At 66.1% G+C, this 23,859-nt stretch carries 17 protein-coding genes and 3 pseudogenes; 5 read left to right on the top strand and 15 right to left on the bottom strand.

All coding sequences use genetic code 11. The annotated features are described in order from the left end of the window. A pseudogene (locus J3476_RS11695) lies at nucleotides 1–1,940 on the bottom strand (hypothetical protein); the annotation flags it as partial. Nucleotides 1,941–2,780: 840 nt separating this feature from the next. Then, nucleotides 2,781–3,788 carry an LLM class F420-dependent oxidoreductase gene (locus J3476_RS11690; RefSeq protein WP_207066649.1) on the bottom strand — a complete coding sequence of 336 codons (1,008 nt, stop codon included), beginning with the start codon at nucleotides 3,786–3,788 and terminating at the stop codon, nucleotides 2,781–2,783. A 62-nt stretch (nucleotides 3,789–3,850) separates the two neighbouring features. On the opposite strand from J3476_RS11690, the gene J3476_RS11685 reads away from it, so the two are divergent. Further along, complete coding sequence (locus J3476_RS11685) at nucleotides 3,851–4,276, top strand: pyridoxamine 5'-phosphate oxidase family protein (protein ID WP_207066648.1); 426 nt, start codon at nucleotides 3,851–3,853, stop codon at nucleotides 4,274–4,276. A 2-nt stretch (nucleotides 4,277–4,278) separates the two neighbouring features. Here the strand turns inward: J3476_RS11685 and J3476_RS11680 are convergent, their stop codons facing one another. The 8 genes and pseudogenes from J3476_RS11680 to J3476_RS11650 all read right to left on the bottom strand — a co-directional run bounded on the left by J3476_RS11680 (nucleotide 4,279) and on the right by J3476_RS11650 (nucleotide 14,529). Further along, nucleotides 4,279–5,757 (bottom strand): class I adenylate-forming enzyme family protein, encoded by a 1,479-nt coding sequence (locus J3476_RS11680; RefSeq protein ID WP_207066647.1) that lies wholly within the window; start codon nucleotides 5,755–5,757, stop codon nucleotides 4,279–4,281. 55 nt (nucleotides 5,758–5,812) lie between these two features. Continuing rightward, nucleotides 5,813–7,960 carry a 3-hydroxyacyl-CoA dehydrogenase NAD-binding domain-containing protein gene (locus tag J3476_RS11675; RefSeq protein ID WP_207066646.1) on the bottom strand — a complete coding sequence of 716 codons (2,148 nt, stop codon included), beginning with the start codon at nucleotides 7,958–7,960 and terminating at the stop codon, nucleotides 5,813–5,815. Nucleotides 7,961–7,988: 28 nt separating this feature from the next. After that, nucleotides 7,989–9,200 (bottom strand): acetyl-CoA C-acetyltransferase, encoded by a 1,212-nt coding sequence (locus tag J3476_RS11670; protein WP_207066645.1) that lies wholly within the window; start codon nucleotides 9,198–9,200, stop codon nucleotides 7,989–7,991. A 194-nt stretch (nucleotides 9,201–9,394) separates the two neighbouring features. Next, complete coding sequence (locus J3476_RS11665; RefSeq protein WP_207066644.1) at nucleotides 9,395–9,583, bottom strand: hypothetical protein; 189 nt, start codon at nucleotides 9,581–9,583, stop codon at nucleotides 9,395–9,397. Nucleotides 9,584–9,628: 45 nt separating this feature from the next. Then, nucleotides 9,629–10,735 carry an alkene reductase gene (locus tag J3476_RS11660; RefSeq protein WP_207066643.1) on the bottom strand — a complete coding sequence of 369 codons (1,107 nt, stop codon included), beginning with the start codon at nucleotides 10,733–10,735 and terminating at the stop codon, nucleotides 9,629–9,631. Between the two features lie 42 nt (nucleotides 10,736–10,777). Further along, nucleotides 10,778–10,957 (bottom strand): annotated as a pseudogene (locus J3476_RS28185) (LuxR C-terminal-related transcriptional regulator); the annotation flags it as partial. 125 nt (nucleotides 10,958–11,082) lie between these two features. Then, nucleotides 11,083–12,325 (bottom strand): annotated as a pseudogene (locus J3476_RS11655) (dihydrolipoamide acetyltransferase family protein). Between the two features lie 17 nt (nucleotides 12,326–12,342). Beyond that, nucleotides 12,343–14,529 (bottom strand): alpha-ketoacid dehydrogenase subunit alpha/beta, encoded by a 2,187-nt coding sequence (locus J3476_RS11650; RefSeq protein ID WP_207066641.1) that lies wholly within the window; start codon nucleotides 14,527–14,529, stop codon nucleotides 12,343–12,345. A 168-nt stretch (nucleotides 14,530–14,697) separates the two neighbouring features. Here J3476_RS11650 and J3476_RS11645 point away from each other — a divergent pair, with 168 nt between their 5' ends. From J3476_RS11645 to J3476_RS11630, 4 genes are read left to right on the top strand one after another with little or no spacing between them, the layout of a single operon-like run. After that, entirely contained in the window at nucleotides 14,698–15,222 is a 525-nt protein-coding gene (locus tag J3476_RS11645) for a VOC family protein (protein ID WP_207066640.1), read from the top strand. A gap of 1 nt (nucleotide 15,223) precedes the next feature. Continuing rightward, nucleotides 15,224–15,883: a GntR family transcriptional regulator gene (locus tag J3476_RS11640; protein WP_207066639.1), complete on the top strand. Its 660-nt coding sequence runs from the start codon at nucleotides 15,224–15,226 to the stop codon at nucleotides 15,881–15,883. 22 nt (nucleotides 15,884–15,905) lie between these two features. Beyond that, complete coding sequence (locus tag J3476_RS11635; protein WP_207066638.1) at nucleotides 15,906–17,282, top strand: NADP-dependent succinic semialdehyde dehydrogenase; 1,377 nt, start codon at nucleotides 15,906–15,908, stop codon at nucleotides 17,280–17,282. A 2-nt stretch (nucleotides 17,283–17,284) separates the two neighbouring features. Continuing rightward, the gene (locus J3476_RS11630; protein ID WP_207066637.1) at nucleotides 17,285–17,872 is read left to right on the top strand and encodes a carboxymuconolactone decarboxylase family protein; all 588 of its coding nucleotides are present in this window, start codon (nucleotides 17,285–17,287) and stop codon (nucleotides 17,870–17,872) included. A gap of 236 nt (nucleotides 17,873–18,108) precedes the next feature. On the opposite strand, the gene J3476_RS11625 is transcribed toward J3476_RS11630, so the two are convergent. From J3476_RS11625 to J3476_RS11605, 5 genes are read right to left on the bottom strand one after another with little or no spacing between them, the layout of a single operon-like run. After that, on the bottom strand, nucleotides 18,109–19,374 hold the full coding sequence (locus tag J3476_RS11625; protein WP_207066636.1) for a Xaa-Pro peptidase family protein: 1,266 nt from the start codon (nucleotides 19,372–19,374) through the stop codon (nucleotides 18,109–18,111). After that, nucleotides 19,371–20,315 (bottom strand): NAD(P)-dependent oxidoreductase, encoded by a 945-nt coding sequence (locus J3476_RS11620; protein ID WP_207066635.1) that lies wholly within the window; start codon nucleotides 20,313–20,315, stop codon nucleotides 19,371–19,373. Before J3476_RS11620 ends, J3476_RS11625 begins: the two co-directional genes overlap by 4 nt. Nucleotides 20,316–20,334: 19 nt before the next feature. Beyond that, nucleotides 20,335–21,093: an ABC transporter ATP-binding protein gene (locus tag J3476_RS11615; protein WP_207066634.1), complete on the bottom strand. Its 759-nt coding sequence runs from the start codon at nucleotides 21,091–21,093 to the stop codon at nucleotides 20,335–20,337. After that, nucleotides 21,090–22,967, bottom strand: coding sequence for a branched-chain amino acid ABC transporter ATP-binding protein/permease (locus tag J3476_RS11610; protein WP_207066633.1), 1,878 nt, complete (start codon nucleotides 22,965–22,967; stop codon nucleotides 21,090–21,092). The genes J3476_RS11615 and J3476_RS11610 overlap by 4 nt, the downstream gene beginning before the upstream one ends. Further along, a complete protein-coding gene (locus tag J3476_RS11605) occupies nucleotides 22,964–23,845 on the bottom strand; it encodes a branched-chain amino acid ABC transporter permease (protein ID WP_207066632.1) in 882 nt (293 codons plus the stop codon). Before J3476_RS11605 ends, J3476_RS11610 begins: the two co-directional genes overlap by 4 nt. Between the last annotated feature and the right edge of the window lie 14 nt (nucleotides 23,846–23,859).

Raw genomic sequence — 23,859 nt, 5'->3', positions numbered from 1 at the left:
CTGGCATTACCCTGCGCATCGACAACCGCGAACGACACCGTCGACACACCGGCTCCAGCAGCAGTCAACGTCACCGACGCCAACAACTGCTGATACTCCGACACCGACGCCGAACCGGTGAACGTCAACACCCCACCGGAGAACTCAGCAGACACGTTCTCCGGCAGAAGATCAACGTCGTAACTCAAGACGTCGTCGGCGTCATCGACGGTCACCGTCGCTGAAGACAACGCCTCCGAATCCAGGTCAGTGATCACCAGAACCGGGCTCACCACCACCGGCGAACCCACCACCCCGGCAGCCACCGGTGTCGCCACCACCACCGGAGCCACCACCGCACCCGGCACACCCACCACCGTCACCACCGTGGCGGCCGGCACCGCATTCGGATTGCCCTGCGCGTCCACAACCCTGAACGACACCGTCGTCACACCCGCCGAACCCGACGTGAGCGTGACCGACGCCAACAACTGCTGATACTCCGACACCGAAGCAGCTCCGGTGAACGTCAACACCCCACCGGAGAACTCAGCCGTGACGCCCGAGGGCACGAGATCGGCGTCATAGCCCAGCACATCGTCAGCGCCATCCACTGTCACCGTGGCCGACGACAACGCCTCCGAATCCAGGTCCGTGATCACCAGAACCGGGCTCACCACCACCGGCGAACCCACCACCCCGGCAGCCACCGGTGTCGCCACCACCACCGGAGCCACCACCGCACCCGGCACACCCACCACCGTCACCACCGTCGCCGCCGGCACCGCATTCGGATTGCCCTGCGCGTCAACAACCCTGAACGACACCGTCGACACACCGGCTCCAGCAGCAGTCAACGTCACCGACGCCAACAACTGCTGATACTCCGACACCGACGCCGACCCCGTGAACGTCAACACCCCACCGGAGAACTCAGCTGAAACGTCCTCAGGCAGCAGCGATGTGTCGTAGTCGAGCACATCACCGGAATCGGGATCACCGATTGTCACCGTCGCCGACGACAACGACTCCGAATCCAGGTCAGTGATGGCCAGAACGGGGCTGACGACGATCGGTTCGCCATTGAAGCCCAGAGCAGCAGGAGTGGCGACGATCACGGGTGGGACCTCGACGATCGGATTGACCGTCACGTTCACCATCAGCGCGACTTCATCAGGTTCGGCGAGACCGACGGCCCGCGCGAGGAAGTGGAATACGCGTTGTACCAGCCCGACCAAACCCTTGAGGTGCTCGCCCGAGTCGCTGATGACCACCTTGAAACTGTCGGTCAGAGGCTCCCCGGTGACCACTGTCGTGGGCGTGTAGATGAACTCGCCCGACAGTGGATCTCTGACCACAAGACCGTGCTCAGGTTGACTGATCTTGTAGGTCAACGGGTCCCCATTGGGGTCGAACGCATTGAGGTCGAACAGCACCTGGCCGGTGACGACCTGACGGCCTTCGATCGGCCCCCATTCGGGACTTTCGTTGAAGAACGTGTGGGTGATCTGGCGGCGCACCCAGGCCAGCAGCGCATCGAACCACGGCGTCGGTGCGGGGGCCTCCGGATCCGCAAATGGCGACAGGACGCTCGACACCACCGTCGTGAGGACGTCGACCTCTTCGGTGATTGCCTCTTCGGTGGTTGCGGCGGACGCCAATGGAATGGCGCTCTCGTCGGTTGCCGGTACCTTCACCTCGACCAGATCGCTGACCGTCTCAGCGGTGGTTTCCTCGACGGTGCCACCGGCGACATCCTCATCGACCTCGGTCAGTTCCTCGATATCCGGCGCCGCACTCTCCGCATTGGCATCATCATCGACAACGACGTCACCTGACTGCTCCTCAACCGCGCCGTCGACGGACGCCGAAGACTCTTCACCAGCGGGCGGTGAAGTGGCGGTCTGATCCGCATCGACACTGCCATCGGCATCGGCCGGTTCCTCGACTTCGTCGACCACGGGGTCTTCTTCGTCGGCCTCGCCAGTGAGGTCCGAATCCTCGGATTCGTCATCCGTCGCGACTTCCTCGCCTACGGTTACGTCGTCGAGGCCGGCATCGTCGGCCGGCTCTCCACCGCTCTCGTCACCATCGTCCGTGGCGTCGTCGCTCTGCTTTGAAGACTCACTGCTACCGGCAGACGACGAATCGGCGTCGTTCTCAGATCCAGGAGACGCCGACGGCTCCGACTCACTGTCCGCGTGAGCGACCGCGGAGGAGTTCGCCACGGCGAACCCCACCCCCAGGGCCACAGCTAACGCGCCGACTCGACCGATGTACCCGGCAAACCGGGACGAGTCTCGTCGCACGTGTTTCGCTGATCGTCCGGGACGGTTTCGCTGCAGAGTGTCTTCAGCTAACCAGAATGTGAGGTCGGGCGAGCTTTCCGACTTTTTTTGGGCACGACGATGACACGGCGCGGCACACATAGGTCCTCCGGTTGGTTTTTGCTGAAAACCGGAGGCCGCATCCTCTGGGCAGCGCCCGGCGTGAAGAAGTTGAGCCGAGCGCCCTTAGGGCGGTGTGCCGACTCGGTTCAGCCTCGTGAACCGCAGCGCCATTGCCGCTCCCCGACCTATCCAGACCGGTGCAAACCGGTTTGCTGAAAGTTGCGCCGACTGTTTGACGCGAACGTCACAGATCTGAGCCTAAGCGAATGGGGTGATGTGCGTAACAATATTTGCGTCGGTCTTTGCGAAGAGAATCAGATAGTTGCATGTCAACGTATTTGCCAGACGCAAATACGCAGTTCAACAGTGGTTCAGGACGCAATCTACGAAACTATCGTTCGCGAAAATCGGTCAGTGACCTGATGCTTGGCCGATCGCTGCGATGACTTCGCGCTCGAACAGGTCGATGCCGGAGCGGTCGTAGGCAGCCTCCGGGAAATAGCAGATGAGGTACTGGCATCCAAGGTTGCGGAGTCTTCCGATGGCCTCGACCAGCTGCTCTGGGGTGCCTGCGCCGGCTTGGGGGGTGCTCGTGGCGGCGATCATCGCGTCCGCCGCATCTTCCCCGGCCAGCTCGACCATCCGGGAGCGCACCCGTTGCAATCGTTCGCTGACCTCGGCCTCCGTGGCACCCACGACGACATTGATGTTCGCCGAGCGCACGATGCGGTCGTAATCGGTGCCGACATCTCGACAATGGCCGGCCAGGATCTCCGACTTGTGCGCAAACCCTTCGGGCTCAGAAGTGAAGTTGGTGTATTGCGCGTACTTCGCCGCGATGCGCAACGTGACCTTTTCGCCACCCCCGGCGATCCACAGCGGTATGCCGCCTTCCTGCAAAGGCTTGGGCTCGACGATGGCGCCGTCGACCTGGTAATGCTTGCCGTCGAAGCTGACGACGCCCTCGCGCCAGGCGTCGCGCATGATTTGGACACCTTCGTCCAACCGGCCCAACCGGACACCCGCAGTGGGAAAGCCGTAGCCGTAGGCACGCCACTCGTGCTCGTACCAGCCGCCGCCGATGCCCATCTGCACGCGCCCACCAGAGATCAGGTCGGTGGTCGCGGCCACCTTGGCCAGGTACGCCGGATTGCGGTAGCTCATTGCCGTGCACATCTGACCGAGCTTGATCCGTGAGGTCGTGGCCGCGTATGCCGCCATCAACGACCACGCTTCATGCGTCGCCTCGTGGGTGGGGACCGGCACGGTGTGGAAGTGGTCGTACACCCACAGCGAATCCCACGCGTCCCTGCCGTCGACGTAGGTGGCGAGGTCGCGCATCACCGGCCACTGTTCACCCGGGTCGATACCGACCAGATCGAGTCGCCAACCCTGGGGAATGAACAATCCGAAGCGCATGGGTACGACAGTAGGCGCTCGCGCTGAAAGGCAGTGTCGGATGTCGACGCTACTGTCGCACCATGGCTCTTTCCAGAGATGAACGTGAGCAGTTCCTCGCTGAGCCGCACGTCGCGGCACTGTCGGTGAACGCCGGAGGTGACCGTGGGCCGCTGACGGTGCCGATCTGGTATCAGTACAGCCCTGGCGGCCAGCCGTGGGTGCTGACCGGGGCCGGCTCACGCAAACACCAACTCATCGAGGCCGCGGGACACTTGTCGCTGATGGTTGAACGGTCCGAGCCGACGGTGCGCTACGTCGCCGTGGACGGGCCGGTCAGCCGGATCGAGGCTGCCACCGACGAACAACTGGTCGAGATGACCGAGCGCTACCTGGCACCGGAAAAGGTCGACGGGTACCTCGACTACGCCCGCCGTGAGCTCGGTGAGAACGTACTGATCGTGCTCGAGCCGCAGCACTGGCTCTCGGCTGATCTCGGAGCCGTGTAGCGCTACCCGCCCGGGTACAGCGCGGCGACGTCGCGCAGACTGACCTTGAGCGCCGGCGTGCGTGGCAGCTCCCCGACTACCACGACGGCGACGGGCACGTTGTAGACCGGAAGCGTCCGTCGCACCAGGTCTTTCAATTCCTCTTCCGAAGGCTCAGCGCCAGGGACCACCTCCACGGCGGCGAACGGCACCTGCCCCAAGCGGGCGTCGTCCACTCCGACCACGCATGCGTCTCGCACTCCGGGGTGCGAGATCAGCACGCGCCGAACGGTCTCCGGAAGAATCTTGAAGCCGCCGCGAATGATCGCGCCATCAGCCCTCCCGTGCAGGGTGACGAACCCGTCGGAGTCGATGCTGGCGATGTCGGTGGTGCGTATCCAATTCGGCCCGATCGGCGCCACCTTGGCCTCCAACAGCCCGGGCTCCCCGGAGGCAACTTCGGCGCCCGTGTCGGGGTCGACGATCCGCAGTTGGGTGTCGGGCAGGGCCCGCCCCACGCTGTCACGCTTGGTCTGGGCGAACTCATCGAGCATCTCCGGCGTCCACGCGCACAACGATCCGGCGAATTCCGTTGCACCGTAGGCTAACCTGATGGGCACCTGGTAGCGCCGCTCGAACTCGTCGCGCGTCTCGGGATCCAGCGGCCCGGAGGCGCTGATCAAGAAATCCAGCGAGGCGAGATGGCTTTTGGGTACGTCGGCGTCGAGCAGCATGCGGATGACCGCCGGCTGCACCCCGGCGCGGACCACCCGGTGCCGGCGTACGACGTCGACCCAAGCCTCGACGGAGAACCGCTCGAGCATGGCGATCCGGCGCCCGTTGTACAGGCCTGCGATCAGCTGACACACCCCTATCCCACCGAACTGCCAGTACGCGAACTCCGGCGGCGCATCCGCGGGGGCGCGCTCACCGGCCGTCACGCTGAAGACGGTCCGCTCGAGCACGGCCGTGCGGATGGATTGCCGCTTGGGCGGCCCGGTGGTGCCGCTGGTCAGGATTTGTAGTGCCACACCGTCTTCGGCTTCGGCGTGCCGACGTGCCGAATCGCGGCGCTCGAGACCGGGTACCGGATCCACGGTCGGTTCTGTCTCAGAGAGCGCGAGTCCGGCGGACCCAGCCGATGACGCCGCACCTCTTACCGGGTCGGTCCAGTCCTCGCGGTCGGCCACCACCGCCGCAAGGGCCAGGTTCTCGATGTCGTGGGCGATGGCCTCGGCTGACTGGAACGAATAGATCATCGAGACGGCACGCCCCGCGGCCAGACATCCCGCGATCACCGCGGCGTGCTGGAGGCGGTTGCGAACCACCAGGCCCACCGGCGCGTCATCAGCCACCCCGGCGCGCCGAAGCGCCGAGGCGACAGCCCGACCATAGGCGGTGATGTAGTCGCCCGAGTACCAGCAACCTTCGAACTCGATGCACGGCTCCCCGCCGTAGCCCGCGAGCGCCGCCGCGAACCTTTCGGTAAACCCCTCCGGCACCGCTTCACCATACGCAACAGCCCCCGGCGTACCGGGGGCTGTTGGTCGATTCGGGTTAGGACAGCAGCGAATCCGGCGGGGTGAACCGCTCGCCGTACTTGGCGGCCAATTCCTTGGCGCGGGCAACGAACGCTGCCTTGCCGATTCCGCCGGCGCCCTGATAGCCGACGATGAACTGGGCCGAGCCACCGGTGTACGGCGGGAAGCCGATGCCCATGATGGAGCCGATGTTGGCGTCAGCGGTCGAGGTGAGGACACCCTCGTCCAGGCATTTCTGGGTCTCCAGCGCCTCGGCGAACAGCATCCGGTCGATCATGTCCTGCAGCGGAACGTCGGCGCTACCGGACTTGAAGGTGTCGGCCAGACCGTCCCACAGCCCGACCCGCTTGCCGTCGACGTACTCGTAGAACCCGGCGCCCTTGAGTCGCGACGGACGGCCGATCTCGATCATCGTGTTGACGACGGCCTCCGCCGGATGCGGATCGTAGGTGCCACCGGCCTCCTCGACACCCTGCCGGGTCGCGGTGGCGATCTTCTGCATCAGCTCCAGGTTCAGCTCGTCGGAGAGCTGCAGCGGCGGGGCCGGGTATCCGGCCTGAGAACCCGCCTGCTCGATGCTGGCCGCAGGTACGCCCTCACCCAGCATCGCCAGCGCCTCGTTGACGAAGGTGCCGATGACGCGGGAGGTGAAGAAGCCGCGGCTGTCGTTGACCACGATCGGCGTCTTACCGATGGCCAGCGTGTAGTCGAACACCCGGGCCAGCGCCTCATCGGAGGTCTTCTCCCCCTTGATGATCTCCACCAGCGGCATCTTGTCGACCGGGGAGAAGAAGTGGACGCCGATGAAGTCCTCCTGGCGCTTCACTCCGGTGGCCAGCCCGGTGATGGGCAGCGTGGAGGTGTTCGAACCCAGCACCGCGTTCGGCTCGACGATGTCTTCGATCTCCTGAAACACCTTGTGCTTGAGTTCCTGGTTCTCGAACACGGCCTCGATGACGAAATCGACACCCTTGAGGTCCTGCGGATCGGCGGTCGGGGTGATGCGGGCCAGCAGCGCGTCGGACTTCTCCTGGGTGGTCTTGCCCCGTTCGAGCGCCTTGGCTTCCAGCTTCTCCGAGTAACCCTTGCCCTTCTCGGCCGCCTCGATCGAGACGTCCTTGAGGACGACGTCGTAACCGGCCTTGGCCGAGACGTAGGCGATACCGGCGCCCATCATGCCCGCACCCAGCACGCCGATCTTGTTGATCTTGACCGGCTCGATGCCGTCCGGCCGTGAGCCGCCACCGTTGATGTGCTGCAGATCCAAGAAGAACGCCTGGATCATGTTCTTGGCGGTCTGGCCGGTGACCAGCGAGGTGAAGTAGCGGCTCTCGATGCGGGTGGCGGTGTCGAAGTCCACCTGCGCGCCCTCGACCGCAGCATCCAGGATGGCCCGCGGGGCGGGCATCGGCGCACCCTTGAGCTGCTTCTTCAGCAGCGCCGGGAACGACGGCAGGATCGAGGCGAGCGCCGGATGCGACGGGGTGCCGCCGGGCATCTTGTAGCCCTTCTGGTCCCACGGCTGGGTGTGCGCGTCCGGATTGGCTTTAATCCATGCCTTGGCGGCCGGGACCAGCTCGTCGACGCTGCCGACGAGTTCGTCGACCAGGCCGATCTCCTTGGCCTTAACGGGCTTGAACCGGGTGCCCTGGGAGAGCACCTCCATGAAGGCTTTCTGGATGCCGAACATCCGCACGGTGCGCGCAACGCCACCGCCGCCGGGCAGCAGGCCCAGCGTCACCTCGGGCAGGCCGATGACCACGCCCTTGACGTCGGCGGCGATGCGGTGGTGACACGCCAGCGCGATCTCCAGACCGCCGCCCAAAGCAGCGCCGTTGATGGCGGCGACCACCGGCTTGCCGAGGGTCTCCAGCGTGCGCAGGTCGGCCTTGATGAACTCGACCTCGGCGAAGGACTCGGCGGCGTTGTCGGGGCCGACGTTCATCATGCCCTTGAGGTCACCGCCGGCGAAGAAGGTCTTCTTCGCGCTGGCGATCACCACACCGGTGATCGAATCTTGCTCTGCCACAAGCCGCTCCACGGCGTTGTGCATGGATTCCTTGTAATGCTCGTTCATCACGTTGGCCGAACCGGTCGGGTCGTCCAGCGTCAGGGTGACGATGCCGTCGGCATCCTTGTCCCACTGAATGGTGTTCTCTGCCATTGTTGTTCGTTTCTCCTCGACGCCCGGATCAGACTCGCTCGATGATGGTTGCGACGCCCATGCCGCCGCCGATGCACAGCGTGATCAGCGCGCGCCGCGCGTTGCGCCGCTCGAGCTCGTCGACCATGGTGCCGGTGATCATGGCGCCGGTGGCGCCCAGCGGGTGGCCCATGGCGATGGCACCACCGTTGACGTTGAGCTTCTCGTCGGGGATGTTGAGATCCTTCTGGAACTTCAGCACCACTGAGGCGAATGCCTCGTTCAGCTCGAACAGGTCGATGTCGTCGACCGTGAGGCCGGCGCGGTCGAGCACCTTGCGGGTGGCCGGGGTCGGCCCGGTGAGCATGATGACCGGGTCGGCGCCGCTGGTCGCGGTGGCCACGACACGGGCGCGCGGGGTCAGGCCGGCGGCCTTGCCTGCGGACTCGGAACCGATCAGCACCAGCGCGGCGCCGTCGACGATGCCCGAGCTGTTGCCGCCGGTGTGGACGTGGTTGATCTTCTCCACGTAGTGGTACTTCTGCAGCGCCACATCGTCGAACCCGCCCATCGCGCCGACACCGTCGAACGCGGTCTTGAGCTTGGCCAGACCCTCCATCGTGGTGTCCGGGCGCATGTGCTCGTCATGGTCGAGCACGACCAGACCGTTCTGGTCCTTGACCGGCACCACGGACTTGGCGAAGTAGCCGCCGGACCAGGCCGCGGCGGCCTTCTGCTGGCTGCGCAGCGCGTAGGCGTCGACGTCGTCGCGGGAGAAGCCCTCGATCGTGGCGATCAGGTCGGCGCCGATGCCCTGCGGCACGAAGCCGATGCGGTAGTTGGTTTCGGGGTCGCTGGCCCACGCGCCGCCGTCGGAGCCCATCGGGACCCGGCTCATCGATTCGACGCCGCCGGTGATCACCAGGTCGTCCCAGCCGGAGCGCACCTTCTGCGCACCCAGGTTCACCGCTTCCAGCCCGGAGGCACAGAACCGGTTGAGCTGGAAGCCGCCGGTGGTCTCCGGAAGGCCCGCCACCAGGCCGGCAGTGCGGGCGATGTCGCCGCCCTGGTCGCCGACGGGCGAGACGCAGCCGAGGATGACGTCGCTGATCAGGGTCTCGTCCAGGTCGGGGTAACGCGACCGGATCTCGTCGATCAGACCGACGACGAGGTTGACCGGCTTGATCTCGTTGAGCGACCCGTTGCGTTGCTTGCCGCGAGGCGTGCGGATCGCCTCGTAGATGAAGGCTTCTTCGGACATGTGTGTCTCCAGGTCCTGTTCAGGGAACCGCGGACCTGTGGACAGCCCGGTCCGCGGGGAGGCTGCTCCTCTGCCCGCGATGCTAGCAGCCTCGCCCAACCCGTTGGTTGGGCCCCGGAGAGCCCGAACAGACGAACTCGCACGATCCCGGCGGGATCGTGCGAGTTCGGAAGATCCAGGGGCGGGCGTCGCCGCTAGTCCGGGCTGCCCTCGCTGTCGTCGAAGAACGCCCACTCGCCGTCGTGCTGGACTTCGATGCGCCAGCCCAACTCGGAGTTGTCGGCCTTCTGGTCGACGAACCAGGCATGCGCGTCGTCCGCGCTCTCGATGTCCTTCGTGTCGACGACGTCACCTTTGGGGTTGAGCACTCGGTAGGTAGCCATGGCAGCGGTGTTCCCACGCGCGCGGTCTCGCACACCTGCCATCGGTCATGCTGACGGTGATGTCACCGATTCGGTGAGGGTGGGGTAATCGGTGTAGCCGCGCGGCCCGGCAGCATAGAACGTGGTCGCGTCCGGTTCGTTGAGCGGTGCGCCGGCGCGCAGCCGAAGCAGCAGATCCGGATTGGCGAGGAACGCCCGACCCACCACCGCGGCGCTGATGACGCCCCAGTCGGCCAGATTCTCCAGCTCGGCGAAATCGCTGTCGACGTCCCGCGGCGTGTTCAGCAGCAGCGTCCCGGCCCACTGGGTGCGCAACGTGGCAAACGCCGGCTGGGAAGGCTGGATGAGCAGGTGCAGGTAGGCGATGTCGAGCGAGGCGATCCGGCAGAGCAGCGCGTCGTAGGCGCTGACGTCGTCGATCTCGCGCATGTCCCCCGCTCCGTTCCCGGGTGAGATCCGCAGCCCGACGCGCTGCGGGCCGATCTCCGCGGCGACCGCCTCGACGACCTCGGCGGTGAACCTCGCCCGGTTCTGCGCAGAGCCTCCGTACACGTCGGTGCGCTGATTGACGACGTCGGACAGGAATTCGTGGAGCAGATACCCGTTGGCCGAATGGATCTCCACGCCATCCATTCCCGCGTCGATCGCGCGGCGCGCCGCGGCGCGGAAGTCGTCGACGATCGCGGCGATCTCGTCGGGAGTCAGCGCTCGCGGGACCGGCAGTGGTTTCTTGCCCTCGGGGGTATGGGCGGACAGTTGAGCCGCGACCGGCGACGGACCCACCGTCTCCACGCCGCTGATGTCCGGGTGGGCCATCCGGCCGACGTGCCACAACTGCACGAACATGCGGCCACCTTCGGCGTGCACCGCGTTGGCGATCTCGGCCCAGCGCTGCTGGTGGCGATCGGTGTAGATGCCCGGGGTGTTGCCGTATGCACCGTTGGCCCCACGCGAGACAGCCGTCGCCTCACTGATGATCAGCCCGGCGGAGGCGCGCTGCGCGTAGTAGGTGGCGGCAAGTTCGGACGGGGTCGCGTCGGCCTCGGCGCGCGTTCTGGTCAACGGCGCCATGAAGATCCGGTTCGCGGCGACGGTATCTCCGACCTGAACGGGTTTGAGCAATGCCGAGTTCTCGCCGAGTTGAAACGTCATGACCCACTCAAGTGCACTCGGGCACGAATTCATTCCCGGGTATCAGGCCAGTGCCCGATGGGTCGACGCGAGGTCGGCGAGCACGGACCCCGATACGAGCCCCCACGAGATGGCCAGCGACGTGCACGACGCACGGTTCTGTGCCCCCAGCTTCCCCATCGCGTTCTCGACATGATGGCCGGCGGCGCGTGTGCTGATGAAAAGGTGTGCGGCGATCTGGTTGTTGGTCAGTCCGTATCGAGCCTGCCGGCGCCTCCCGCACGACGTGTGCAGCAGTTCATCGCCGGGACGCGTCATGGAGCTCGCAGCACGCGACCGTTCGCTGGGTAGGACGGCGACTCGGCATCTCAGATCAGAATGGTCAGAGGATTTTCCATCCGCCGGACGAACGCCGCCATCCATCGCGCGGCGACAGCACCGTCGATGACACGGTGGTCGGCCGACAGGGTCACCGTCATCACGGTGCCGACGGCCAGTTCGCCGTCGAGCACCACGGGTTTCCGCGAGGCCGCTCCGACCGCGAGGATGCCCGAATGGGGCGGCTGAGAATGCGTTCACCCCGTACATGCCGAGGTTGGACACCGAGAAGCTGCCGCCCTCGAGTTCCTGTTGCTTGATCTTGCCGGTGCGAGCGCGCGCAGCAAGATCGGCCACCTGCGCCGAGACCGCCGACACGGACATCGTCTCGACTCCACGCAGCACCGGAGTGAGCAGACCACCCTCGACGGCGATGGCCACCGCGATGTCGACACCGTCGAACCGACGGATCGAGTCGGTGTTCCAGATCGCGTTCGCCTCGGGCACTTCGAGCATCGCCCCGGCCACCGCCTTGATCACGAAGTCATTGACCGAGATCTTGGTGGTACCGGCCGCGTTGACCGACGTCCGCAGCGCGAGTAACGCGTCGACCCGACAGTCCTGGGTGACGTAGAAGTGCGGCACCGTCGTCTTGCTCTCCGTGAGACGACGCGCGATCGCCTTGCGCATCCCCGTCAAGGGGATGTCGACATGGCCGGACGCAGCGGCCGCGGACGGGGCGGCCGCGGGCGCCTCCTCCGGCGGCACCGCGGTGGAGGACGGGGACGCCTGGCCGGCCGAAAGCCGCTCCACGTCACGGCGCACGATGCGGCCGCCCGGCCCGGTTCCGGTCAGCGTCTCGAGGTCGATGCCTCTTTCTCGGGCGATCTTGCGCACCAGAGGTGTCGCGAACAGACGGCGGCCGTTGGTGTTGACAGGGGCGTCGGTGACCGTTTCGATCACCGGCGCAGCGGATTCCGGGTCTCGCGGCGACGCGGCGGTGACCGACGAGTCCGGGTTTCGCTCCGCCGCCTGGGTGGTTGAGGCCGGATCGAGGTCTGCAGCGTCCTCATCGGGCGCGGCCACCACAGCGATCGGCTCACCCACAGCGATGGTGGTTCCCGGTTCGGCGATCAGGCGCGCCAGAATGCCCTCGACCTCGGCGGCGTATTCGACCACCGCCTTCTCGGTCTCGATCTCGGCGATGGGGTCACCGATGCTGATCTGCTGTCCGACCGACACCAGCCACGTCTGGATGATCGCCTCACCGGTGTTGGCCAACACCTCCGGCATCCGCACCACGGTGGCCATCAGCGCTGCCCCATTCCGACGCGGACTCGTTCCAGACCGACGACGATCTCCTCGGTCCCCGCGATGGCGGCTCGCTCGAGGACCTTGGAGATGCTCGGCGAGGCCTCCTCACCGCTGACCCGCTCGACGGGCTGGTCCAGCCAGTCGAACAGTCGGCGCTGGATCTCGTCGGCCAGCCAGCCGCCGTAGGAACTGCCCCGCGCCCCCTGTTCGACGATCAGCACGGCGTTCGTCTTGCGCACGCTCGCCTCGATGGTCTCCCAATCCAGGGACGCGCGGTCGAGCCAGCGCAGATCGATCAGCTCGGCGTCGAGGCCGGTCTGTTCGATCGCCTCGGCGCAGCGCGCCACCATCGACAGGTAGCTGATCACTGTGACGTCGGCACCGGCGCGCCGGATCGCCGCCCGCCCCGGCGGGATGATGTAGTCCAACTCGACGTCGGGCACCTTGTCGGCGATCGGATAGAGGTCGACGTGTTCGATCACCAGCACCGGATCCTGCAGCGCCAAGGCCGCGTTCATCAGACCGACGTAATCGGCCGCCGTCGACGGGGCGACGATCCGCCAGCCGGGACTGGTGGCGAAGATGCCGGCCGGGTCCATCAGGTGCTGCGACCCGTATCCGGATCCCATCGCCACTTTGGTGCGCAACACGAACGGCACCGGATTGTCGCCGCCGAACATGTGCCGAGCCTTGCCGATCTGGTTGAACACCTGGTCGGCGGCCACCCACATGAAGTCGGGGTACATGAATTCCACCACCGGCACGAAGCGGCCGTCGAGCGCCAGCCCACCGCCCAGGCCGGTGAAGGCGTTCTCACTGATCGGAGTGCCCACCAGCCGATGCTCGCCGTACTTGGCCAGCCCTTTGGTCGCACCGTTGGTACCGCCGCCCAGGCGGTGTACGTCCTCCCCGAAGATGACGATCCGCTCATCGGTCGCCATCCGGCGGTCCATCACCGCGGCGACGGCACCGACGAATTTGGTGTCCCGCCAGTTGCCCTGGTAGCTGGTGGGTTCGAGAACCTCGAGCGAGTCCAATTCGCTGGCGTCGCCCCGCACCCCGACGTTGACGAAGCCCGGATCCGGCCACAGGTCAGGGCGGATCCGCCGCTTACCCTCGGTTCCGGGATCGGGTTCGAGAAGCTGAGAGACCGCTTCGGCCATGGCCTGCTGACACTGCTTGCGCAGTGCGGCCACGCCGTCCTCGTCGATGTGGCCGAGCTTGATCATCTCGGCGGCCGTCCGGTCCAGCGGATCGCGGCTGCGCCATTGCGACTCTTCGGTCTTGTCGCGGTAACCGAAAGCGCTGCCCGGATAGGGACCGTTCTGGTGGAAGAACCGGTACACCTCGGCCTCGATCACCGCGGGCCCCTGGCCGCTGCGCATCCGTTCGGCCGCCTGCTCGGTGGCCAGGTGCACCGCGAGTGGATCCATTCCGTCCACCCGCCACCCAGGGATCCCGAAACCCTGGCCGCGCACCGACAGACGAGGGTCGGCAGTGATCTCGTCGACGCGGGTCGAGACCGCGTACAGGTTGTTCTCGATGAAGAAGCAGAACGGCAGCCGCCAGGCGGCAGCCAGGTTCATCGTTTCCAGCACCGACCCGATCTGACTCGAACCGTCACCGAAATAGCTGATCGTCAGATCCGTCGTGTCGCTGTGCTTTTGCGCCCACGCGTTGCCCGCCCCCATCGGCACCCCGCCACCGACGATCGCGTTGGTGCCCAGCGCCCCGGCTTCGAACCACTGCAGGTGCATCGATCCCCCGCGGCCGCGGCAGTAACCCTGCGCGAGGCCCAGAATCTCGGCGAGAGTGCGCTGCAACACCCGCTGGATCTTGGGGGTGATCGGCGCCGCGGGGTCGATGACTCCCCCGGCGACATGAGTGAGGGCCTTGGCCAGGAACTGGTGATGGCCGCGGTGGGATCCATTGACCGCATCGCTGGAACGCAGCCCGACGATGGATCCAACGGCGCCGCCCTCCTGCCCGATGCTCGAGTGCGCGGGCCCGTGCACCAGGCCCTCGCCCGCGAGTTCCAGCACGGTTTCCTCGAAGGCCCGGATCAGGTGCAGTTCGGCGAGCATCGTGCCCAGAAGCACCGGGTCAGCGGCTTTCCAGTCTTCTTCGGTGGTGGCGAGCTCGATCCATGGCGAACCCGTTTCCAGGCGGCTTTCGGTTGGCATGGCCCTCTTCTCCATCGACCGGACATCCACTGTCGCCAGATGTGACGTACGCCCCAACAGTAACGTTATTGGATCCACTTTGGCTACATCCGATCCAAAATCGCTTCATTAATCCCGCATCTAGGCGTATGATCGGGACTATTGGATCCACTTAGGAGGACCGCCACGATGTCGCTGCCTGGACTGGTCGGTACCGACCACATCGGTTTCACCGTGCCCGACCTGGAGCAGGCCCACGATTTCCTGGTCCGGGTTCTGGGTTGCACGCACGTGTACACGCTGGGCCCGTACGCGCACGACGACGACTGGATGCAGGTGCACCTCAACGTCCATCCGCGCACGGTGATGCGCGAGCTCCGGTTCTACCGATGCGGCACCGGTGCCAATTTCGAGGTGTTCTCCTACGAACCCGCCGACGGACAGGCCCCGCAACCCCGCAACAGCGATGTCGGCGGACATCACCTGGCGTTCTACGTCCACGATCTCGACGAGGCCGTCGACTACCTGCGCGCTGAAGGAGTCCGCGTTCTGGGCGAGCCGACCGCCAGCGCAAACGCCAGCGAGGGGCAGCGCTGGGTGTATTTTCTGAGCCCGTGGGGCATGCAATTCGAACTGGTCAGCTTTCCCGGCGGCAAGGCCTACGAGGCCGAATCCGAAGTGTTGCTGTGGAATCCGAATCAGCCGGCGAACTGACATGACACAGTCACCCGTGCGGGACGGGATCACCGGGACCCGCGTGGCCGACGAACTCCGTGAGGCGATCCTGCGCGGCACCTATCCGCCCGGCACCCGTCTGCGCCAGGAGGAGCTGGCCGGACAGTACGGCGCCAGCAGGGTGCCGGTGCGAGAGGCTCTGCGGCTACTCGAGTCCGAGGGCCTGGTGACCACGGTGGCCAATGCCGGCGCCTGGATCGCACGGCTGAGCCTGCAGGAGTGTGTGGAGCTCTACCAGGTCCGCGAACGGATCGAACCATTGTTGTTGCGATACAGCATGCCCGAGCTCTCCGAGGGCCAGATCGACCGGCTGGCCGAACTGGCCGACACGATGGTGCGCACGACCGATGTCGAACACTTCCTGGAACTGGACCGCGAGTTCCATCTGGGTAGTTACGCCGGCGCCGGAACCACGTTCCTGGGACCTACGGTGCAGCGGCTGTGGAACACCACCCAGCACTACCGCCGTGCCTTCACCCGGCTGCTCGACGACGAGAGCAACCGTATCGTCCACGACGAGCACCACATGCTGGTCGCAGCGATCCGCGAGCGTGACAGCGACGATGCCGAACGCGTTCTGCTGGGCCATATCCGTCGCACCCGGCGCCAATTGGCGCGCCACCCCGAAGTTTTCTCATGACCACCGATGAAGAGGAGTCGATATGGCGATCGCAACCGTGAATCCGGCCACTGGGCAGACCGTGGCGACCTTCGACGCACATGACAGTGCCGAGGTGGCACGCCGGATCGCGCAGGCCTTCGACGCCGCCCAGACGCTGCGCACGACCACTTACACACAACGCGCCGAGTGGATGCACGCCACCGCCGACATTCTGGAAGCGGACGTCGAACGTGCCGCAGCGATGATCACGCTCGAGATGGGCAAGCCGATCGCCCAGTCCCGGGCCGAGGTTCTCAAATGCGCCAAGAACATCCGGTTCTATGCTGACAACGCCGAATCCTTCCTGTCGGCCGAGGATCTGGCCGATCCGGCCTCGGTCTCGGCATCGGCGGCCGGCACCGTATGGCAACCCCTCGGCGTGGTCTTGGCGGTCATGCCGTGGAACTACCCGCTCTGGCAGGTCATCCGCTTCGCCGCGCCGGCCCTGATGGCCGGCAACACCGGACTGCTCAAGCACGCGTCGAACGTACCGCAGTCGGCTCTGTATCTCGACGAACTGTTCGAGAAGGGCGGCTTCCCGGCCGGTTCGTTCCGCACCCTGCTCATCGGCTCACGCGAGGTCGCCGCGGTGCTCGAGGACAGCCGCGTCAAGGCCGTCACCCTGACCGGCTCCGAGCCGGCCGGTCGCTCCGTGGCAGCCACCGCGGGCCGCGAGATCAAGAAGGCCGTACTCGAACTCGGCGGCTCCGACCCGTTCATCGTGATGCCCAGCGCCGATCTGGACGCCGCCGCCACGGTCGCGGTCAAGGCACGCGTCTCCAACAACGGCCAATCGTGCATCGCCGGAAAGCGGTTCATCGTCCATGCCGACATCTACGACGCGTTCGTCGAGCAGTTCGTCGCCAAGATGAACGCGCTGACGCTGGGCGATCCGATGGACGAGGCCACCGACGTCGGCCCCTTGGCAACCGAATCCGGCCGCGCCGACGTCGCCGAGCTGGTCGACGACGCGGTGGCCAAGGGCGCGCAGGTGCTCGCCGGCGGCAGCGCGCCGGATCGCCCAGGGTGGTACTACCCCCCGACCGTGCTGGCTGGGCTGAACGACGACATGCGGATCGTCATGGAGGAGACCTTCGGTCCGGTGGCCTCGGTGTACAAGGTGGCAGACCGCGAGGAGGCGGTGCGCATCGCCAACCAGACCACCTTCGGACTCAGCTCGTCGGTATGGAGCAACGATGCTGCCGAACAGGATTGGTTCATCGCCAACCTGGACGCCGGTGCGGTGTTCCTCAACGGCATGACGGTCTCCTACCCCGAACTGCCCTTCGGCGGTGTCAAGGATTCCGGCTATGGCCGCGAACTGGCTGCCGCGGGGATCCGCGAATTCTGCAACCTCAAGACCGTCTGGAAGGCCTGACCATGCCCCGCATCAGCTACGTCCGTCCCGAGAACGTCACCGAACCCGATCTGGCCGCGATCCTCGAGGAGTCGCGCACCTACGGCACCCCTAGACTGGAGAGCCAAGCCATCCGCGCCCACGTACCGGCGGTGTTGCGCACCTTCGCCGCAGCCTGGCAGCAGACGTTCCGGGAAGGCGTTCTGGAGCATTCGGTCAAGGAACTGGCCCGGGTGTTCATCGCCAAGAGCCTGGAGTGCGGCTACTGCGCGGGGCAGCGGTCCCACCTGGGTACCGAGGCCGGGCTGACCGAGCGCGAGTTCGACGACGTCATCGAGTTTCGTGACTCGACCGTGCTGGGCGCACGGGAGAAGGCGGCGCTCAAGTGGGCCGAAGCCATCGCCTGGGATCCCGGCCTCGCCGACGACGAGGTCTGGGCCGAGCTGCACACCCACTTCACCGAACCCGAACTGGTCGAGTTGGGCTATTTCATCGCGCTGACCATGGGGCAGCAGAAGTTCCTCAAGACCCTCGATCTGCGCCACGGCGATCTGGGCACCGACAGTCTGGCGGGACTCGCTCCAGCAGTGGCCGAATCACTGCAACCCTGACCGGCGCCCGACCCGACGACCCCTGACGCGACCGGGTGCGCCAGGGGCGCGGGCCCCCTCGGCGCCGGTTCGATCGGGTGCGTACCGCCGTGTCGACGTGTGGGATCTCGACTTCCAGAACGAGGTGGCCGTGCACGAGTTGTCAAAATTGTTGCGGTGGTTGCCGATTGCAGTACTCGGCAAGCTCCCGGCCGTCCGCAGAGGACTGCCGGGAGCTTGTCCCTACCGGTTCGGGGTCAGTACTCGTTGGCGACGAACAGTTCCTGGGCGGGGAACTTGGTGAGGATCACCGGGCCGTCGTCGGTGACGACGACCTCCTCCTCGATGCGGGCCGCGGAGATGCCGTCGGAGGCCGGGGCGTAGGTCTCCATCGCGAACACCATGCCGGCCTGGATCTCCAGCGGGTTCTCCAGCGAGTTCAGCCGGGAGATGATCGGCCGCTCGTGCAGACCGAGACCCAGGCCGTGGGCGAACTGCAGCCCGAACGCCGCCATCTCGTTGTCGAACCCGAAGTCTTCCGCCTTGGGCAGAAGCCGCGCGATCTGATCCGACCCCACGCCGGGCCGAATCGCGTCGATCGACCGGTCCATCCACTCCCTGGCCTGCTTGTAGGCATCACGCTGGCTCTGCGTGGCGCTGCCGACACCGAAGGTGCGGTAGTAGCAGGTCCGATACCCGTTGTAGGAGTGGATGATGTCGAAGAACGCCTGATCACCCGGACGGATGATGCGGTCGGTGAAGTTGTGCGGGTGTGGGTTGCACCGTTCACCGGAGATCGCGTTGACTGCCTCGACCTGATCCGAACCCATCTCGTAGAGCCGCTTGTTGGCCAGGGCCACGATCTCGTTCTCCCGCACGCCGGGCCGCAACGCGTCCACGATGTCCTGGTACACCCCGTCGACCATGGCCGCGGCCTGATTGAGCAGCATGATCTCGTCGGCGGACTTGATCACCCGCGCGTCGAGCATGCTCTGCTGGGCGTCGACCACGGTCAACCCCTGACGCTGCATCTCGAACAGGAACGGCGGCTCCACGATGTCCATCCCCACCGGGGCGCCGGCCAGGCCCGCGTCGGCCAGGATGCCCTTGATCTCGGTGACCGCATCGCGCATCAAACCCGCATCCGGTGCCACCGCGCCGCGGAACCCGAGGAACCCGGGCCGCCAGTTCTCCTGCGGCAGCCACGGTGAATACAGCTTGTGATGGCGCACCGCCGACCCGAAGTCCCACAGGATCGGATCACCGTCGCGGGTGAGCAGGCAGTACCGGATCATCTTGTCGCCCAGCGCACCACCGATCCAGGTCTGCGTGGTGTAGCGGATGTTGTAGAAGTCGAACAGCAGGAACGCGCCGCACCCGCTGGCTTCCAGGGCGGCCTTGGCCCGACCGATCCGGTAGTCCCGCAGCCGGGCGAAGTCCACCCGCTGCTCGTAGTCCACCCCCATGTGGCCAGGCGCGCCGAGGGGACGCACCGCCACCGGTGGAGCCACCAACGCCGTCACGAATGCACCGCTGGGCTCAGACCGTCGTCGACGGCGACGTCCTCGGACTTCAGCTCGACCCCGGCTCCCCGAGCCACTTCGAGCAGCAGCGTGGCGAAGTCCTCCTCCACACCGACCCCGGCGCCGGCGGCCTGCGCGATGATCTGGCGGGTCGCCGAGGCGATCGGCATCGGTGATTTCAGCTCGTCGGCGGCTGCCAGGCCGAGGTCGAAGTCCTTCTGCAACAGGCCCATGGTGAAGGTCGGGGTGAAATCGAGGTTCACAAAAGCCGGGGACTTGTACTGCGTGAACACCGAACCCATGACCGAGTCGTTGAGGAAGGCCAGGAAGTCCGCGCGACTCACGCCGCCCTTCTCCACGAGTACGGTGATCTCGGCCAGGCATTGGGTGACCACGCCCAGCATCAGATTGTGGGCGATCTTGACCAGCCGGGCCACTTCGCCCTCTCCGACATAGGTCACCCCACGGCCGAACACGCTCAACACGGGCTCGATCGACTCGAACACCTCGCGCGGTCCAGAGACCGCCACCGTGAGTTTGCCTGCGGCAATGACTTTCGGGTTCCCGCTGACCGGGGTCGCCAGGAAGTCGCAGCCGCGGGAGTTGGCCGCCTCCCGGATGCGTGCGCTGGCCTCGGCCGAGACGGTCGACGAATCGGCGATCACCCGGGGTGACTGGGGGCCGGTCAGCAGCCCGCCGTCGCCGAGCATCACCTGCTCGAGGTCCTTCGAGGAGCTCACCATGGCGAACACCAGATCGCGATCGGCCAGGTCCACCGGCTGGGTGACCACCTTGGCGCCCTTGTCGGCCAGCGCGGCCGCTTTGGCCGCGGTGCGGTTGTAGACGGTGACGTCGTAGCCGGCATCCAGCAGCCGGGTGACGAGCTGGGCGCCCATACGGCCTGCACCGATCCAGCCGATCTTGATAGTTGAGGCAGACATGTTCGTTTTCCTTCTCTCGTTATGCCGTGGGCTGGGTTGCGGGGGTTTCGGTGGTACTGGGCGCGTGCACCGCACCCCCGAAGTAGAGATCGGCGATCTCCGGGTTGTTCAAGACGGTGGCCGCGGGCCCGGTGAGCAGCACCCGGCCGCTTTCCATCACGATGCCCGACGAGGCCATCCGCAGACCGAGTCTGACGTTCTGCTCGACCATCAGCACGGCTTTACCGGCTGAGCGCATGACCGCGACAGCTTCGTCGATCACGCCGAGCGACTTGGGATCCAGGCCCAGTGACGGTTCGTCGAGCAGGACCAGTTTCGGGTCGAGCATCAGCGAGCGGGCGAACTCCACCATGCGGCGCTGGCCGCCGGACAGGTTGCCGCACCGCACCCCGGTCTTGTCCCGAACCAGTGGGAACATGTCGAGCACCTGGTCGTAGCGCTGTCTGACCAGCGCGCGTTTCCTGCGGATGACGTAGGCACCCATCAGGATGTTCTCTTTCACGGTCAGCGTCGGGAACAATCCGTTGCTCTGCGGCACCTGGGTGACGCCGCATCCCAGCACCTCAGCGGGCGCCATCCCCGTGATGTCTCTGCCGTCCAGCAGGATTCGGCCTGCGCTCGGCTTGAGGATGCCGCTGACGGCGCGCAACACGGTGGACTTCCCGGCGCCGTTCGGTCCGACGATGCAGCCCAGGTCACCCGCCCCGACCTCGAGGTCGACGCCCTGGAGCACGTTCCCGCCGCCGTAGCCGGCGACCACGCCTTCGAGCCGGATCATGCTGGATTCCTCTCCACGACGGGAACGGTCGAACCCTTCGACGGCGCTTCCAGCAGGTAGTCGTCACCCAGATAGGCGTCGAGCACCAGCGGGTCCTTCTGGATCTGCTCGGGGCTGCCCTGCGCGATGACCGCGCCGCGGGCGAGCACCCGGATCGGGTCGCACCGATTCACCACGAAGGGCATGTTGTGCTCGACGAGCAGGAACGTCTTGCCGGAGGCGTTGAGCTCACGGATCAGGTCACCCATGCGCTCGATCAGCGTCGGGTTGATGCCGCCGGCGGGCTCGTCGAGCAGGATCAACTTCGGATCCAGCATCATGACCTGAGCGAGCTCGACGAGCTTCTGCTGTCCGTAGGACAGCGCCCCGGCGCGCGCGTCGCGGTAGGCCGCCATCCCGACGAATTCGAGCAGCTCCTCAGCCCGGGCGGCCTCCGAGCCGCTGACCGCTCCGAGCCCCAACTGTCCGACCGAGAAGTCGCGCAGCGGAGCCACCACGTTCTCGAGCACGGTCATCTCGCGGAACAGCCGGGTGATCTGGAAGGTGCGACCCAAGCCGTGGTGAGCGCGCGACCAGGGGGAGATGTTGTCGATGCGCTGCCCGCCCAACAGGATTTCACCTCTGTCGGGGGTCATGGTGCCCGAGATCAGGTTGAAGACCGTGGTCTTTCCCGAACCGTTGGGGCCGATCAGCGCGGTGATGGACCCTTCTGGCACGGTGAAGCTGCAATCGTTGACGGCGTGGTTGCCGCCGAAACTCTTGTGCAGTCCGCGCACTTCGAGGAGGGTGCGTCCGGTGGGCTCCGGCTTGCGGATCTCGGCCCGCACCAGGGGTCGGTCCAGCGGGTCCAGCCGGGCTCCGGACAGGCCCACCGTCCCCTTCGTTCGCGCCTTCTCGATGTACGCCGCCAGCGTGGGCAGAATCCCCCGGGGCAGCAGGATGACCAGCAGCACCAGCAGGCCGCCGAACAGCACCAACCGGGCATTGCCACCGCCGAAGGCCTGGTTGGCGTAGATGTTGACCGGCTGGATGATGAACGCGCCGAGAACCGGTCCCCACAGGGTGCCCCGACCGCCGAGAATCACCGCGAGCACGATCAGCGCGCTGGTGATGATCGAGAACATGCCGATGGGGTCGACGAATGACAGGTAATACCCGTAGACCGAGCCGGCCATGCCGACGAAAAGCGCGCTGAGCCCGAAGGCGAGCAATTTGTACACCGGAGCGTTGACACCGATGGTGCCGGCCTTGCCCTCATCCTCCCGAATCGCGATCAGACCCATGCCGAACTTGGTGCGCCGAATCCACCACGTCATCGCCAGCGACATCCCGAGCAATACCACCAGCGCCAGGTGGAATGGCCAGTTTCCCCATGCCGCAGGCCAATCCGGCAGCGGCAGGGTCAGCCCGGCGGTCCCGTTGGTGACTCCCACCCATTCGATGGCGACGAACTGGATGAGGAACAGGAATGCCACGGTGATGATGACGAAAGCCGGGCCACGCGACCGGTAGGTGACCAGCCCCAGCAGCATCGCCACCACGGCTGCGACCACTCCGGCGATCGGCGCCCACAGTAGCGGTTGAACGTCGGGGAACCTGGTGGCCAGGATGGCCCCGACGTAGGCGCCGATCCCGATGAACGCACCCTGACTCAACGACAGGTACCCGGTGAATCCCGTGATGATGTTCAGCCCGCTGGCACCGATGGCCAGCACCAGCGACAGGATGACGATGTTCTGTGCGGACAGACTGGGCGACAGCGGGAACAACACGACCACCAGCCCAGCGGCGACGAGCACCGCACGGCTGACCCACTTGTGCAGTCCGGGATCCAGCAGACGAGACCTGTTGTCTCTCATGTCAGTATCACTCATGCGACCGCGTCCTCTCTGAGCCGGGTGCCGAGGATGCCCTGGGGCCGGGTGATCAGCACCACGATGATGACGAGGAACGGGACCGCGACCGGCCAGGCCGCCCCGATGTAGGCGGTGGCCGCCATCTCCCCCACGCCGATCACGAGTGCCCCGAGGATCGCGCCGGGCAGGCTGCCGAGCCCGCCGAGCACAACGATGGCCAGCAGACGGGCGATCCACTGGTAGTGCGTGCCGGGCAGGAACGGATAGATGGTGGACAGCATCGCCCCGCCGGCACCGAGGGTGGCGACCCCGATGGCGAAGGTGAGTGCGGCGATGGTGGCGACGCTGACACCGACCAGTAATGCTCCGCCCTCGTTGGACGATGCGGCCCGGATCGCCCGCCCGGCCCAGGTGTGGTTGAGCAGCAGGTACAGCCCGCCCATCACCGCGACCGCGATGACTGCGGCGATGAGCATGGCTTGCGGGATGTAGATGGAGCCCAGCGTCAGTGAGGCGTCGGTGTAGGACACCACCACGGTGGTGGAGGTGTTGCCCCAGACGAATCCCATGATTCCCTCGAGCATCAACGCGATTCCGAACGTGGCCAGCACGGTCATCGTGACGTGGGCGCCGCGCACGTGCCGGATCACCAGCACGTACACCAGCCAGCCGAGACCGAACATCACCACCATCACGATCGGGATGGACAGCAGCGGGTCCAGGCCCAGGCTGCGCCACAGGGTGAAGGTGAGAAACGCCGCCAGCACCGCGAAGGCGCCGTGGGCGAGGTTGATCACCCGCATGACCCCGAAGATCAGGGTCAGACCCGACGCCATCAGCGCGTAGAGCGCTCCGACCAGCAGGCCGAGGATGAGCGTTTGGACAAGGGAAGTCATGGTTTACAGCTCCT

The organism is Mycobacterium sp. PO1 (assembly GCF_017312405.1).
Lineage (GTDB): Bacteria > Actinomycetota > Actinomycetes > Mycobacteriales > Mycobacteriaceae > Mycobacterium.
This window is presented reverse-complemented; position numbering and strand designations above follow the sequence as displayed.